Annotated in this window: 13 protein-coding genes; 2 read left to right on the forward strand and 11 right to left on the reverse strand. The window is 74.0% G+C overall.

Features of this window, described 5'->3' with window-relative positions:
- Positions 1 to 13 precede the first annotated feature (13 nt).
- The 9 genes from ABD644_RS04625 to ABD644_RS04665 all read right to left on the reverse strand — a co-directional run bounded on the left by ABD644_RS04625 (position 14) and on the right by ABD644_RS04665 (position 8,678).
- Positions 14 to 1,342, reverse strand: coding sequence for a TRAP transporter large permease (locus ABD644_RS04625; RefSeq protein WP_344687404.1), 1,329 nt, complete (start codon positions 1,340 to 1,342; stop codon positions 14 to 16).
- A complete protein-coding gene (locus tag ABD644_RS04630; protein ID WP_344687405.1) occupies positions 1,342 to 2,148 on the reverse strand; it encodes a creatininase family protein in 807 nt (268 codons plus the stop codon). Before ABD644_RS04630 ends, ABD644_RS04625 begins: the two co-directional genes overlap by 1 nt.
- Complete coding sequence (locus tag ABD644_RS04635; RefSeq protein WP_344687406.1) at positions 2,145 to 2,687, reverse strand: TRAP transporter small permease; 543 nt, start codon at positions 2,685 to 2,687, stop codon at positions 2,145 to 2,147. Before ABD644_RS04635 ends, ABD644_RS04630 begins: the two co-directional genes overlap by 4 nt.
- Entirely contained in the window at positions 2,687 to 3,700 is a 1,014-nt protein-coding gene (locus tag ABD644_RS04640; protein WP_344687408.1) for a TRAP transporter substrate-binding protein, read from the reverse strand. Before ABD644_RS04640 ends, ABD644_RS04635 begins: the two co-directional genes overlap by 1 nt.
- An 83-nt stretch (positions 3,701 to 3,783) precedes the next feature.
- Entirely contained in the window at positions 3,784 to 4,269 is a 486-nt protein-coding gene (locus ABD644_RS04645) for a RidA family protein (RefSeq protein ID WP_344687409.1), read from the reverse strand.
- The gene (locus ABD644_RS04650) at positions 4,266 to 5,186 is read right to left on the reverse strand and encodes an NAD-dependent epimerase/dehydratase family protein (RefSeq protein WP_344687410.1); all 921 of its coding nucleotides are present in this window, start codon (positions 5,184 to 5,186) and stop codon (positions 4,266 to 4,268) included. The genes ABD644_RS04645 and ABD644_RS04650 overlap by 4 nt, the downstream gene beginning before the upstream one ends.
- Complete coding sequence (locus ABD644_RS04655) at positions 5,183 to 6,316, reverse strand: mandelate racemase/muconate lactonizing enzyme family protein (RefSeq protein WP_344687411.1); 1,134 nt, start codon at positions 6,314 to 6,316, stop codon at positions 5,183 to 5,185. Before ABD644_RS04655 ends, ABD644_RS04650 begins: the two co-directional genes overlap by 4 nt.
- Positions 6,313 to 7,959: a thiamine pyrophosphate-dependent enzyme gene (locus tag ABD644_RS04660; RefSeq protein ID WP_344687413.1), complete on the reverse strand. Its 1,647-nt coding sequence runs from the start codon at positions 7,957 to 7,959 to the stop codon at positions 6,313 to 6,315. The genes ABD644_RS04655 and ABD644_RS04660 overlap by 4 nt, the downstream gene beginning before the upstream one ends.
- Positions 7,956 to 8,678: a GntR family transcriptional regulator gene (locus ABD644_RS04665; protein ID WP_344687414.1), complete on the reverse strand. Its 723-nt coding sequence runs from the start codon at positions 8,676 to 8,678 to the stop codon at positions 7,956 to 7,958. Before ABD644_RS04665 ends, ABD644_RS04660 begins: the two co-directional genes overlap by 4 nt.
- Positions 8,679 to 8,796: 118 nt before the next feature.
- On the opposite strand from ABD644_RS04665, the gene ABD644_RS04670 reads away from it, so the two are divergent.
- On the forward strand, positions 8,797 to 10,311 hold the full coding sequence (locus ABD644_RS04670; RefSeq protein ID WP_344687415.1) for an aldehyde dehydrogenase (NADP(+)): 1,515 nt from the start codon (positions 8,797 to 8,799) through the stop codon (positions 10,309 to 10,311).
- A 188-nt stretch (positions 10,312 to 10,499) separates the two neighbouring features.
- A complete protein-coding gene (locus tag ABD644_RS04675; RefSeq protein WP_344687416.1) occupies positions 10,500 to 12,185 on the forward strand; it encodes a CocE/NonD family hydrolase in 1,686 nt (561 codons plus the stop codon).
- Here the strand turns inward: ABD644_RS04675 and ABD644_RS04680 are convergent.
- The gene (locus ABD644_RS04680) at positions 12,166 to 13,086 is read right to left on the reverse strand and encodes a carbohydrate kinase family protein (RefSeq protein WP_344687417.1); all 921 of its coding nucleotides are present in this window, start codon (positions 13,084 to 13,086) and stop codon (positions 12,166 to 12,168) included. The genes ABD644_RS04675 and ABD644_RS04680 overlap by 20 nt on opposite strands.
- Positions 13,079 to 14,347, reverse strand: coding sequence for a hypothetical protein (locus ABD644_RS04685; protein WP_344687419.1), 1,269 nt, complete (start codon positions 14,345 to 14,347; stop codon positions 13,079 to 13,081). The genes ABD644_RS04680 and ABD644_RS04685 overlap by 8 nt, the downstream gene beginning before the upstream one ends.
- Positions 14,348 to 14,350 lie beyond the last annotated feature (3 nt).

Genomic DNA, 14,350 nt, shown 5'->3' on the forward strand with positions numbered 1-14,350 from the left:
GGGTCGACGAGCGTCAGCCGCCGAACACCAGCTCCGGCAGCGCCGTCACGATCGACGGGACGAGCACCATGAGCAGCAACCCGATCAGCATGACCGCCACGAAGGGCATCGTCTCCTTGACCAGGGCGGTGAAGGGGACCTTGCCGATCTTCGTCAGCACGTAGAGCAGCGCTCCGACCGGCGGCGTGAGCAGGCCGATCATCAGGTTCACCACGACGAGGACGCCGAAGTGGATCGGGTCCACCCCGAGCTCCACGGCCACCGGCAGCAGGATCGGCAGGAAGATCAGGATCGCCGGGACGGCGTCCAGCACCATGCCCACCACGAGGAAGAACACCATCGTGAGCAGCAGGAAGGTCGTCGGCCCCACGTCGAGCCCCGAGACGAACTCGGCCACCTGGTCGCCGACCCGCTGGGCCGCGATCACGTAGGTGAACGACCCGACCGCCGCGAACAGGATCATGATCGTCGACGAGAAGACCGCGCCGTCCCGCAGCACGGCCGGCACCTCGCGCACCTTCAGCGTCCGGTAGACCAGCCCCAGCAGCAGCACGTAGAAGGCGGCCAGCACCGCCATCTCCGTGATCGTGGCGAAGCCACCGAACACGCCGGCGATGATGAACGCCGGTGCGAGCAGCGCCGGCAGCGCCTCGAGGAACAGCCGCCCCAGCGAGCGCTCGTCCGAGGGAGCGGAGGCCTCCGAGGAACCGCCCCCGCCCACGGTGACGGCAGCCGTCTTGCGCGAGGGCAGCCGGCCGCGGACCGCGTGCCACGCGATGAGCCCCACCATCGACCCGGCCAGGATGATCGCCGGCCCGACGCCGCCCAGGAACAGCTGCCCGAGCGACAGCTGGGTCACCAGCGCGACGAACACCATCGGGATGCTCGGCGGCATGATCGGCCCGACCACCGCGGCACTGGCGTTGACCGCGGCCGCGTACTGCGGCGTGTAACCCTCGCGGCGCATCGCCGGGAGCATGACCGAGGACACCGCCGCGGCGTCCGCCGGAGCCGAACCGCTCACACCCGACGCGAACAGGTTCACGCCGACGCTGGCCTGCGCCAGCCCGCCGCGGAACCGGCCGAGGAAGAACATCAGCAGGTCGATGATCCGCTGGGTCAGCCCGGCCTTGTTCATCAGCTCGCCGACCAGCACGAAGAACGGGATGGCGAGCAGCTCGAACGAGTCGACCCCGCCGACCATCGTGTTCGCCAGCACGGTGGCCGCCCCCAGCCCGGTCACGGCGAGCGTGACCAGGGCCGACGCGGCCATCGCGACGAACACCGGCACGCCGAACGCCATGAGCCCGAAGAGGACCCCGAACAGCAGCAGGATCTCCATCAGAAGGCCCCGCCGTCCGCGGCCGAACCCCGTGGCGCGCGCGCCGCGAAGTCACGGACGAACGCCGCCGTCCGCGCCACCGCGGCGTCGAGGATCTCCCGACCGGCCTCGACGGTCGCCAGCGTCGCGTCGCCGAACGCCCCGTTGCGCGTCCGGGACGCGAAGGTCCGCGCCGTGACCAGCGAGTGCTTCGCGTAGTTGTCCTCGAAGGCGCCGTACTCCTCGATCAGGTCACCCGGCTCGAGCGACGGCGCGACCAGGTCATCGGAGATGGCCAGCGCGATGCTGGTCTCGACCTCGCACGCGTGGCCCCACCGATCGGTCTTCTTGTGCCGCGCGACCTCCTCGGCCGCCTGGGTCATCCAGAACGCCGACGCCGCCTCGATGCCCATCTCGTAGGTCAGCTCGGTCACCAGGACGCCGAGGATGTTCTCGTTGCCGCGGTGTCCGTTGACGAAGACGACCTTCGTGATGGCGTGCCGCGCCAGGCTGCGCGCGACGTCCTTGCACACGGCGCTGAAGGTCGCCGCCGAGACGTGCAGGGTGCCGGGGAAGTCGAGGTGGTGGCCCGACAGCCCGAACGGCAGCGGCGGGACGACGACGGCCAGCGGGTCGACCTCCGCGGCGACCCGCTGGGCCACTGCCTCGGCGGTCATCCAGTCGATGCCGCACACCAGGTTCGGCCCGTGCTGCTCGGTGGCCCCGACCGGGATCAGGGCCACCTTCGCGGCCGCCATCGCGTCGGCGGCCTGCACCGTCGTCAGCCGGTCGAGGCGGTGCTCGGTTGCTCGAGCAGGAGTGGTCATCGTGCGGCCTCCACAGGTATTCCGGTCAGTGCCGCCGTCTCCTGCGCGATCTGCTCCTCGGTGGTCTCCGGGCGCAGCGGCAGGGTGAGGGCGCAGAGCAGGATCAGGGCGCCGAGGACCGGCACCGAGGCGTAGGCCCAGCCGGTGGAGACGCCCTCGAGCTGGATGTAGTCGATCTGCGCCCGGTTCTGGGCGACGGCCAGGCCGGCGACCACGAGGAGCAGGGCCACCAGCACCTCGATCACGCGGACGGCGAGCGCCGGCACCCACTGCCAGCGCGCAGGCACCTTCTCCACGATGAAGCTGGCCACGATGTGCTCGCGCTTCCCGTACGCCGCGGCCGCGCCGAGCATCACCGTCCAGGTGAACAGCAGCCGGCTGAGGTCGGAGACCCAGATCAACCCGGCGTCGAACTGGCGGAGGACGATCTGCGCGACGTTGATCGCGAAGATGATCCCGAAGAAGATCCCCGCCACCCAGGCCGCCGCCGCGACGGCGGCGGCCCGGGTGCTGCGGGCGACCCGGAGGGCCGCCGTCATCACCGGTTCTCTTCCGCCAGCTGCCGGGTCTCCTCGAGCAGACCCTCCTGCCACAGCTCGCCGTCGAACTGCTCGAAGGTGCCCTCGAGCGCGGTGCGGAAGCTCTCGACGTCGGGCTCGACGACCTCGATGCTGCCTTCGAGGGCGGTCATGGCCTCCTCGAGCTGGGTGGCGACCTCCTCGGTGGCGACGTCACCGGCCGCGTTCGCCTCCTCGACGATCGCGTCCTGCTGGTCCGCGCAGAGCCCACCCCACACCTGGTCGCTGACGTACCACGACCGCACGTCGCGGATGTAGTTCGTGGGCATGAAGTACGGCTGCACCTCGAAGAGGCTCTGGTTGACCATCGTGATCGCGCCGTTCTCCTGGCCGTCGACCACACCCTGGCGCAGCGCCAGGTAGAGGTCGGAGAACGGCACCACGGTGGGCTCGGCGCCGAGCGCGGTCGCGAACGCCTGCGGCATGGGGGCGTCGGCGATGCGCAGCTTGAGGCCGGCCATCTCGTCGGCCGTCCGGATCGGGCGGTTGGCGCTCAGCGCCCGCGGCTCGGCGTCGCCGGCGGTCGCGACCACCCGCACGCCGGTGGCCTCGGCGGCCTGGTCGAGCAGCTCCTGGTAGCGGTCGGTCTCGAGCACCGCCTTGAACTGCTCGTAGCTGTCCCACATGAACGGCACGCTGACGACGGCGAAGTCCGAAGCGCCCTCGAGCGTCGGGTAGAGGCTGATGCCCTCGTAGAACATGTCGACGTCCTGGCCGCTGGCCATGCCGGCGAACAGGTCGTTGGCGTCACCGAGCTGGCTGTTCGGGAACACCTGGACGGTCACCTGACCGTCGGTCGCCTCGTCGACCGCGTCGGCGAAGGACTGCGCCGCGATCGTCGTGGGGTCGTCGTCGGTGCGGATCGTGGCCAGGCGCAGGGTGACCTCGGCGCAGTCGCCGGAGCCGGACTCCCCGCCGGATGCGCTCTCCTCGCCGGTGGCGAACCCGCACCCGGTGAGGGTGAGTGCAGTCACCGCCGTCAGGCAGAGGGCGGACCGGTGTCGGATGGTGCGTCGGTGCAGCATTCGAAGTGCCTTTCGGTCGGACTCGGAAGGGATCAGCGGCCGGTTGCCAGGTCGCGGACGGTGAACAGGAACTCGATCTCCACTGGTGCGCGGCGCGGGAGCGCCGCGACGCCGACGGCGGAACGGGCATGGCGGCCCGCTTCGCCGAAGATCTGGCCGAGCAGGCGCGAGGCGGCGTCCAGCACCCGCGGCTGCTCGTGGAAGTCCGGCGTCGAGGCGACGAAGCCGGTGACGCGGAGGACGCTGTCGAGCTCGTCGATGCCCCCGGCCTCGGCGGCGGCGCAGGCGATGCCCTGGAGGGTGCAGATCTCCGCGGCGCGCTGGGCGGTGGCGACGTCGACGTCCTCACCGCAGCGCCCGGTGATCCGGACCTCGCCGTCCTCCTTGGGCAGCTGCCCGGCGACGTAGAGGATCCGGCCCTCGCGGCGCACCGGCACGTAGTCGAACGACGGGCTGGCCGGGTCCGGCAGCGTCAGGCCGAGCTCGGCCAGGCGCTCCGACGGGGTGGAAGTGGTCACGACGTCGTCCTCTCGGGGGTCAGGTAACTGGCGGCGCCGGACGCCGCGTCGGGGAAGCGGGGGGTGAAACCCGTGTCGCGGCGCAGCGCGGCGTCGTCGATCGCCGGGATGTCGGGTGCGCCGCCGGGGACCGTCTCGACGACGGCGGACGCCGGGGCGCCGGCCGCGGTGACGAGGGCTCCGGCCAGCTCGGCGAGCCCGCCCCGGTGCCCGACCACGTGGTAGGCGGGCTGTGCCGCGTCGCCCAGGGCCAGCTGGGCCAGGGCGTCGGCCGCGTCTGCGACGTGGATCCAGTCGGCGTCCCCGGCCCAGGCCTGCACCGTGGCCGGCCCGCCGGTGCGCAGCGCCTCGGTCAGGTCGACCAGCGGCTTCTGGCTGCCGCCGTACCAGCGGTCGGGGCCGTAGACCATGGGCAGCCGCAGCGAGACCACCGGGAGGCCGAGCCGCGCGGACAGGACGGCGCCCATGTGCTCGCAGGCGGCCTTCGTCACCCCGTACGCGGTCGTCGGGCGCAGCGGCGCGGCCTCGTCGATCGGCGCCGGGCCGTAGCCGGCGGCCGGCCCGTACACCGTCGTGGACGACGACCAGACGACCCGGCGGACGCCGTGGCGCGCGGCGGCCTGCACCACGTGCACGAAACCCTCGACGTTGACCCGCACGGCCCGCGCCGGATCGGCGTCCGCTCCGGCGACCAGCCCCTGGTCGGAGACGCCCATCGCGGCCAGGTGGACGACGGCGTCGACGCCGTCGAGCACCGCGTCGAGCTGGTCGGGGTCGCACACGTCGACGGCGCGGACGCCGGGCGCCGGGCGGGCGTCGGTCGCCACCGGCTCGGCCCCGGCCGCCTCCAGCGAGTGGCGGACCGCCTCACCCAGGAAGCCGGAGGCGCCGGTGACGAGGACCCGTCGCGCGGTCATGCGTCCACCCGGAGCGCGCGCACCGCGTCCTCGTCGACGTCCACGCCGAGGCCCGGGCCCTCGGGCACGGCCAGCCGGCCGCCCTTCGGGACGAACGGCTCGGTGAGCAGCTGCTCGCGCAGGCCGTTGTCGGCGCGGTCGAGCTCGATCCACAGCGGCTCGGGCACGTGACCGGTGTGCGGGTAGTCGGGCACGGCGCCGAGCAGCTGCAGCGTCGCCGCCAGGGCCACGGCGCCGCCCCACACGTGCGGCGAGAAGCGCACGTTCCAGGCCCGGGCCAGCTCGGCGACCGCGCGGGCCTCCGCCAGGCCCCCCACCTTGGCGACGTCGGGCTGGACGAAGTCGACCAGCCGCTCGGTGATCAGCCGGCGGAACGGCGCGCGGGTGTGCAGCGCCTCGCCGGTGGCCAGCGGGATGGGGGAGCCGTCGAGCTTCTTCAGGCCGTCGACGTCGTCGGGCGGCAGCGGCTCCTCGAGCCAGGCGATGTCGAGGTCGGCCAGCCGGCGGATGACCGCGCGGGCCTGGTCGACGGTGCAGTTGCCGTTGAGGTCGACCATCAGCGCGCGGTCCGGGCCCAGCACCTCGCGGGCGACGGCCGCCCGCTCCCGGTCCTCCCGCACGCCGAGCCCGCACTTGATCTTGGCGCCGGAGAGGTCGCCGACGTGCCGGTCGAGCATGTCGCGGAACAGGCCGAGGTCGCGGTCGCGGGTGACGTATCCGGTGGACGCGTAGGCGGTCACCTCGTCGCGGGCGCGGCCGCCGAGCAGGGTCGCGACGCTCACGCCGAGGGTGCGGCCCAGGGCGTCCCACATCGCCGTCTCCACGCCGGAGAGCGCGCTGGCGTGCAGGCCGTTGCCGCGGTGGTAGTGGGCCTGGAGCCGCTCGGCGACGAAGGGCACGGGCGCGTCCAGCGTCGTCCCCACGAGCAGCGCCGCGGACTCCCGGACCAGCGGCACCACCGCGGCCGGCGGGCCGAACGACTCGCCCCAGCCGACGGCGCCGTCGCCGGTCTCCAGCCGCACGAGCGTCGTCTCGCGGGCGGGCACCAGGCCGCGGGAGGAGCCGTAGCCGCCGTCCGGCAGCGGATACCGCAGGGGGATGGCCTCGACGGTGGCGATGCGCGCGATCACGCGGCGCCGCCCAGGGCCGAGAGCGACGTGCCGGGTGCGATCACGTCGGGGTCGGTGCGCACCACCATGACGGCCGGTCCCTCGGCCTTGGCGAACTCGGCGGCGGCGTCGGCCAGCTGGTCCTCGCTGTCGCACGCCACGGCGGTCGCGCCGAGCGACCGGGACAGGCCGGCCAGGTCCACGCCGGAGATGTCGCAGGCGTTGATCGGCAGCCCGCCGCGGGCCTGGTGCATGGCGATCGTCCCGTACAGGCCGTTCTGCAGGACGAGGATTTTGATGCCCACGCCCAGCCGGGCGGCGGTCTCCAGCTCGTTCGCCGTCATCAGGAAGCCGCCGTCGCCGGCGACGGCCAGCACCTGCCGGTCCGGCCGGGCGAGCGCCGCGCCGATCGCGCCGGGCACGGCGTAGCCCATCGCACCCGAGATCGGGGCGGCCTGCGTGCGCGGCTCGGTGAAGACCCACTGCCGGTGGAGGAAGACCGAGAAGTTGCCGGCGTCGTTGACGACGACGGAGTTCGACGGGAGCACCGCCTGCACCGCCTCGACCGCGCGGCCGGGGTGCAGCCCGCCGCTCTGGGCCGGCGCGGCCGACGAGCGGGCCGCGGCCAGGTAGGCCTCGTGCCCCTCCCGCCACCACGGCTGGGCCGGGGGCGTGGCGTCGTCGGCCCGCGCGACGAGGCGGCGGCAGAGGTCGGCCGCATCGGCGACCAGCGCGAGGTCGGCGCGCTGGTGCACGCCCAGCACGGCGGGGTCGCGGTGCACGTGGACCACGCGCGTGCCCGGCGCGGGGAGCCGGTAGCTCTGCGTCGTCGTCTCGTCGAGGCGCTCGCCGAGGACGACGACGAGGTCGGCCTGCTCCAGCGCCGCGATCACCGCGGGCGGGGTGCCCAGCGTGAGGTGACCCAGGTAGTGCTCGTCGTCGTTGGGGAAGCTGTCCTGGCGCCGGAACGCGGCGTAGACGCCGGCGCCGTAGGTCTCGGCCAGCGCCCGCAGCGCGGCGTGGTCGGAGTCCTGGCCGGCGATCACCACGGGGCGCTGCGCGGCGGCGAGGAGTCGCGCCACCGCGGCGACGTCGTCCTCGTGCGCCACCGGGCGCGGGCGGGGGAGCAGCGGACGCTGCGGGGCCGAGGTGCCCTCCAGGACGTCGGAGGGCAGGGCCACGGCCGCCGGGCCGGGCCGCCCGGTGGTGGTGCGGGCCAGCGCGCGGGCGATGGTGGAGGCCACCCGGTCGGTGCGGGTGACCGTCGTCGCCGAGACGGTGATCTGGGAGAGGAAGGCCGGCAGGTCGACCTCCTGGAACGCCTCGTTGCCGAGGTGGTCGGTCTCGACCTGGCCCAGCAGCGCCAGCATCGGGGTGCTGTCCTGGCGCGCGGTGTGGATGCCGATGGCGAGGTTCGCCGTCCCGACGGCGCGGGTCGCCATGACCACCGCGGGAACGCCGGTCAGCTTGCCGTCGGCCTCGGCCATGAACGACGCGCCGCCCTCGTGCCGGGTGGACACGACGGTGAACTCCGGGTGCGCGGACAGGGCGTCGATGAGCGGCAGGAAGCTCTCGCCGGGCACGGTGTAGGCCCGCCGGACGCCGGCCTCGACGAGCAGGTCGGCGACCACCTCCGCGACGGGGGCCTGGGGGTCGGTGCTCATCGGGTGGTTCCTTCTTCTGCGTCGTGGGCGCGGCCGCCGTCGTGGGTGTCGAGGTGGGTCTGGAGGCGGTCGAGCACCCCGTCGAGGTGATCGCGCGCGGCCTGGCAGGCGCCGGCGCCGTCGCCGTCGGTGAGGGCTTGGACCAGGACCCGGTGCTCGGCGTTGGCGCGCTTGGCCTCGGTGACCGACCGGCCCTGGTAGTGGCGGGCCAGCTGGATGTGCACGTGCAGCGACTCGAGCGCCTGCAGCAGGAAGCGGTTGCCCGACGCCCCGACGGCGAGGCGGTGGAACGCGGCGTCGGCGGAGTTGAACGCCTTCACGTCGAGTGGCTTGGCCCGGGTGAGCTCGTCCATCCGGGCGACGAGCGCGGACAGCTCCTGCAGCTCGAGCTTGCCCCGCTTGCTCGCGGCCTGCTCGACCGCGGCGCACTCGATCACCTGGCGAGCGCGGAGCAGCTGCGCCAGGTCGGAGCGGCTGAGCAGCGGAGAGACCCGGAACCCGCGGTAGGGGGCGGCGGTGACCAGTCCCTCGGCGGCCAGGCGGTTCAGTGCCTCGCGGACGGGGGTGGGGCTGACGTCCATGTCGGCCGCGAGCTTGTCGGCGTTGAGCCGGGCGCCGGGCTCGAGGACGAGATCGATGATCCGGTTGCGGAGCAGCTCGTAGACCCGGTCGGTGAGGGCCGTCCGCGCCGGGAGCTCGACGCTTGCCGAAGGTTCCATAGATCCTATAGAAAAGAGAAACCGAGCCGCCGTCAAGAGGCCATGCCGAAATGACACGTCTCTCGGGACCTGAGCGGTCCGAGCGACGGCAGCGACGCCGAGCGAAGAGGAGAGCCAGATGACCGTGGTCGCGAGCATCGATCCGCGCACCGGGACCCGGGGCGAGGTCGTCGCGGAGGAGACCGGCGCTGCGGAGCTGGACCGGCTGTGCCGGGCGGCGGCCGATGCCGCGGGCTGGCTGGAGGCGGCCGGGCGCGACTTCCGCGCCGGCCTGCTGCGGCGGATGGCCGACGCCCTCGAGGCGCGGGGCGAGGACATCGTCGCCACCGCCGACCGGGAGACCGCGATCGGTCCCACCCGCCTCGGTGGGGAGCTGCGGCGCACCTGCTACCAGCTGCGGCTGTTCGCCGAGGTGCTGGAGGAGGGCAGCTATCTCGAGGCGACCATCGACCCGCCGGGGGAGACGCCGATGGGCCCCCGCCCCGACCTTCGCCGCATGCTCGTGCCGATCGGCCCGGTGGCCGTCTTCGGCGCCAGCAACTTCCCGCTGGCCTTCTCGGTCCCCGGCGGTGACACCGCCTCCGCGCTCGCCGTCGGCTGTCCGGTGGTGATCAAGGCCCACGAGTCGCACCCGGCGACGTCGGAGCTGTGCTTCTCGATCATGCGGGGCGCCGCGGACGAGCTCGGCTGCCCCGAGGGCACGCTGTCGCTCGTGCACGGCCGGCAGGCCGGCGCGGACCTGGTCAGCCACCCGGAGATCCGGGCGGTGGCCTTCACCGGGTCACCCGCCGGCGGCCGCGCACTGTTCGACCTGATCAACCGCCGTCCCGACCCGATCCCGTTCTACGGCGAGCTCGGCAGCATCAACCCCGTCATCGTGACCCCGGGTGCCGCCGACGAACGTGCCGCGGCGATCGCCGAGGGTCTGGTCGGGTCGTTCACGGTGGCGGCCGGCCAGCTGTGCACCAAGCCCGGCGTCGTGCTGGTGCCTCGGAGCGCGGGCGGGGACGCGCTGGTCGAGGCCGTGTCTGCGGCCGTCGGCGCGACCGGCGACCAGGTGCTGCTCAACGAGCGGATCGCGGCGGACTACGCGTCGACGACCGGTCGGCTGCGCACGCTGCCCTCCGTGTCGGTCGTGGCTCAGGGGGAGGGCTCCGCTGCCGACGGCTTCCGCGCGGCCCCGCTGCTGCTGTCCGTCGACGTCGAGAACCTGGACGACGCCGTGACCGGGGAGTGCTTCGGCCCGATGACGGTCCTGGTCCGCTACGACGGAGAGGACGAGCTCGCCGCGGCGGTGGCGAAGCTGCCGTCGTCGTTGACCGCCGCCGTGCACAGCGCGCCGGCCGAGGGGGAGCTGACCGGGCGGCTGACCGACCTGCTGCGGCGGGTCGCCGGGCGGCTGATCTACGACGGCTTCCCGACCGGGGTCAGCGTGTCGTGGGCCCAGCACCACGGCGGCCCGTGGCCGGCGACCAACAGCCTGCACACGTCGGTGGGGACGTCGGCGGTCCGCCGCTTCCTCCGGCCTACGGCGTGGCAGGACGCCCCGCAGCACGTGCTCCCCGCGGAGCTGCGCGACGGCTCTGTGGACGTCCCCCGCCGGATCGACGGCCGACTCCAGCTGCCTGAGTAGTCCGTCTGGGAGGGAGGCGACCACGTCTCTGGTGGCGTCTCTGTTGGGACTGGGCCTCGTCCAGGCGACGCAGGGAACGAGGGTGGCGCGCCGATCAAGCGCTCCTTCCGGCAGGTCTACGGCCCGCCGGGCTGACCGGCTGTCGCACTAGGGTCCGGGTCACCCGCCGTCCGACCAGGAGTCCGCCCGTGCCGCCGCTCGACCGCGGGACCGCGCAGCCGCTGCCGCGCGCCGTCCGGCTCGCGACCGCCGCCGTCGGCAGGCGCTGGAAACTCCCTCCGGCGACGTCGGAGGTCGGCGTCCTGCGCGACCGGACCGTGCCCATGCGCGACGGCGCCGTCCTCCGTGCCGACGTCTACCTGCCCGCCACCGGCGAGCAGCACCCGACCGTGCTGCTGCGCTCGCCCTACCGGCGCAGCGGCGGGTTCCCGGCGCTGTTCGCCCTGCCGTACGCGGCGCGCGGCTACGCGGTCGTGGTGCAGAGCGTGCGCGGCACGTTCGGGTCCGACGGCGAGTTCCAGCCCGTGGTCAACGAGGAGCACGACGGGCAGGACACCGTCGGCTGGCTGCGCGAGCAGCCCTGGTTCGACGGGCGGCTGGCCACGCTCGGGCCCAGCTACCTCGGCTACACCCAGTGGGCGCTCGCCCTCGACCCGCCGCCGGAGCTCGCGGCGATGGTGGTGCACATCGGCCCGCACGACCTCGCCGCGGCCGGCCTGGTCGACGGCTCCTTCCAGCTGCAGAACGTCGCCACGTGGACGGAGCTGATCGCCCACCAGGAGCTGTTCGGCCCGGTGCGCGGCACGGCCCGGCTGCTGACCGCGGAGCGGCGGCTGGCCCCGCACCTGCACGGGCTGCCGCTGCAGGGGCTGGCCGATCGCCTCGGCGGGGCAGCGACCCCGTGGTTCGACGAGTGGCTGGAGCATCCCGACCTCGCCGACCCCTACTGGGACCGGTACCGCGCCACCGCCGCCGTCCACTCGAGCACCGTGCCCACGCTGCTGGTCGGCGGCTGGCAGGACTGGTTCCTCGAGCAGACGCTGTACCAGTACGCCGCCCTGCGCGACCGCGGCGTCGACGTCGGGCTCACCGTCGGCCCGTGGGCGCACCTGGCCATCGACCCGGCGGTCACCACCGCGGAGAGCCTCGCCTGGCTGGCCACCCACCTGCCCGTCGACGGCGCCGAGGCGCCCGCCCGGCCCGACCGGGTGCGCGTCTACGTGACCGGGGGTGGCGGGTGGCGCGGCCTGCCCGACTGGCCGCCGTCCGACCGCGCGGTGCGCACCTGGTTCCTCCACCCGGGCGGCCGGCTCGCCGACGCCGCACCGACCGATGACGGCGGGACGACGTCCTTCCGCTACGACCCGATGGCCCCCACGCCGTCCGTCGGCGGCCGGGTGCTCACGTTCCGCGCCGGCCGCCGCGACAACCGCAAGCTCGAGGCGCGCGACGACGTCCGCACCTTCACCACCGAGCCACTGGATGCTCCGGTCGAGCTGCTGGGCGGTGCCCGGGTCGAGCTGCGCGTCACCTCCGACAACCCCTACGCCGACCTCTTCCTCCGGCTGTGCGACGTCGACGAGCGCGGCCGCTCGGTCAACGTCACCGACCGGCTGGTCCGGCTCGACCCGGCCGACGGCGAGCCGCCGGCCGCGGGGGAGCGGACGGTCAAGGCCACGCTGCCCGACACCGCCCACCGGTTCCGCGCGGGGCACCGCATCCGCCTGCAGGTCTCCGGCGGCGCCCACCCGCGCTATGCGCGCAACGTCGGCACCGGCGAGCCGATCGGCTCCGCCACGCACGGCGTGCCGGTCACCCACCGGATCGGGCACTCGGCCGGCTCGCCGTCGACGGTCAGCCTGCCGGTCGGCTGACCGGCGGCTGGCCGCCGATCACGCTCGCGACCACCGCCGCGGCCGCGTGACCCGCGCGGACGGCGTCGATCACCGGGACCCCGGCGCGCCAGCCGGCGAGCACCCCGGCGGCGACGGCGTCACCGCATCCGGTGGTGTCCCGCAGCGCGCCGTCCGGCAGCGGATCGACGGGCACCTCTCTGCTGTCGCCGCGCCACAGCACGCGGGTCGGCCGGGCGCCGGCGTGCACGACGACGAGCTCGGCGAGGTCGCCGGTCGGCCCGAGCGCCGCCGCCTCGGCGGCGTTGCAGAACAGGACGTCGGCACGCAGGTCGGCGAGCAGGGCCATGTACGCGTCCCGGCCGTGGGCCTCGATCCGAGACGCCGCCGCGACGTCGGCGCTGACCGGCACCCCGGCCTCCCGTGCGATCGCCGCGGCTCGCGCCAGCGCCGCCGGGTAGCGCAGCAGGTCGTAGCCGTCGACGTGCAGCACGGCCGCGCCGGCCACCCACTCCGGTCGGACGTCGTCGGCCTCGAGGCCACCCTCGCCGCCGTCGCTGAGCAGCGTCCGTTCGCCGTCGGGGTGGGCGAGCACGGTGGAGACCGGTGTGCGGCCGCGGCGAACCACGTCGATCTCGATGCCCCGCGCCGCCAGCCCGGCCAGGAGCTCGTCGGCGAGCGGGTCGGCGCCGGCCCAGCCGGCCAACCGCGCCGGGACGCCGAGGCGGGCCAGGTTCGCGGTCACGTTGGCCGGTGCGCCGCCCGCCGTCGTCGTCCGAACCACCCGCTGCTGACTGCCGACCATCAGCGGGGCGGACAGTTGGAGCACCTGGTCGGCGACCAGCTTGCCCAGCGCCACGACCGGGCCCGAACCGGCAGCCCGGGGCCACGGAGGCGAGTGAGTCGTCACGGGTTCAGCCATGGCGCGGTGGGTCGTCGTCCTCCTCCGGCCTTTCCCGCGCGGCCAGCGCCGCGTCCTCGTCCAGCACCCCCATCCGGGCGAGAAGAGCCTCCGGGCCCTGCAGCCGGGGCGTCCGGATCGCCTGCTGGTACTCGGGCTCCCACTCGTCGACGGCGTCCAGAGTCTCCACCGTCAGCTGCTCGCGGATTCCGCGCTCCGCGTGGGAGTACCGGATGAAGGCCCGCAGCAGGTCCGGCGCCCGTTCCAGCCGAGAGACCTCGGCGACGATCTTCCGCGGGATCCAGTCGGCGAGCAGGATCTCGACGTTCACCGGGCTCCAGCGCAGCGGGTCACCGGGGCCGTAGTCGGTGCCGAACCACAGCACGTCGTCCAGCAGCTCGCGCAGGTCGTCGTCGATGGTCAGATCTGCGGCGAACGGCGTGGTGAGGAATCTCTCGGCCAGCTCCTGCCGCTGCTCCGGCGTCCATTCCGGACGCTGGTAGCCGGTGCCGCCGTCGGGCAGCAGGCCGACCATCCACTCGATGAGCGGACGGCTGCTCGGCCAGGTGTCGCTCTCGAGCGGTGGGTAGATGAGCGCCCCGTGCTCGATTGCCTCGGTCAGCCTGGCACGGGCGTCCGCGAGGTCGAGCTGGCGCACGGTGACGTCGGGGTCGAAGCCCTGCCGCAGGAGTTCCGCAGTGGTGTCCGGATCGACGGGGACGACGACCGCGTCTTTCACCACCGCGCCAAGGTTGTGGTCGACGTAGACCGACGCGGTCAGCGGCCGGCCGTCGGGCAGCTCGACGCCCAGCAGGATCTCGTCACCGTCGCCGAGGACGTGCTCGATGCTCAGCACACGCGTAGGCCGTGTCGCTTCCAACTGCACCAGCCACCGTGGGAGGACATGGCCGCGGTTGGCAATCTCGCGGTGCACTCGCCGGCAGAGCTCGCCGTCACCCGTGAGGACGGCGACCGCGGTCAGCAGGGCCGACGTTTCCTCGATCGGCGCGTCGAACAGGTTGGCGATCAGCGTCTCGATCGAGTCCCTCGGCGTGCCGCGCTGCTCCAGTAGGTCGTCGCTCCGCGGGTCCGCGAAGTGCAGTGCGGTGCTGGCCAGGTCGAGCAGGGGGAGCGGCTCGTCGGCGGCCAAGGCGGCCTCGATGGCGCCCAGCAGGGCGTCGGTGCCGGCCCGCTCCGTCCGCCGGTGCTGCGGGCGGCGCCCCTTGCCACCCCGACGGGGACTCTTGCCTGCGCCACCGCTGCGCTTCGCCCGCTTGGCCATCAC

The sequence above is a fragment of the Blastococcus jejuensis genome (assembly GCF_039534705.1).
Taxonomy (GTDB): Bacteria; Actinomycetota; Actinomycetes; order Mycobacteriales; family Geodermatophilaceae; genus Blastococcus_B; species Blastococcus_B jejuensis.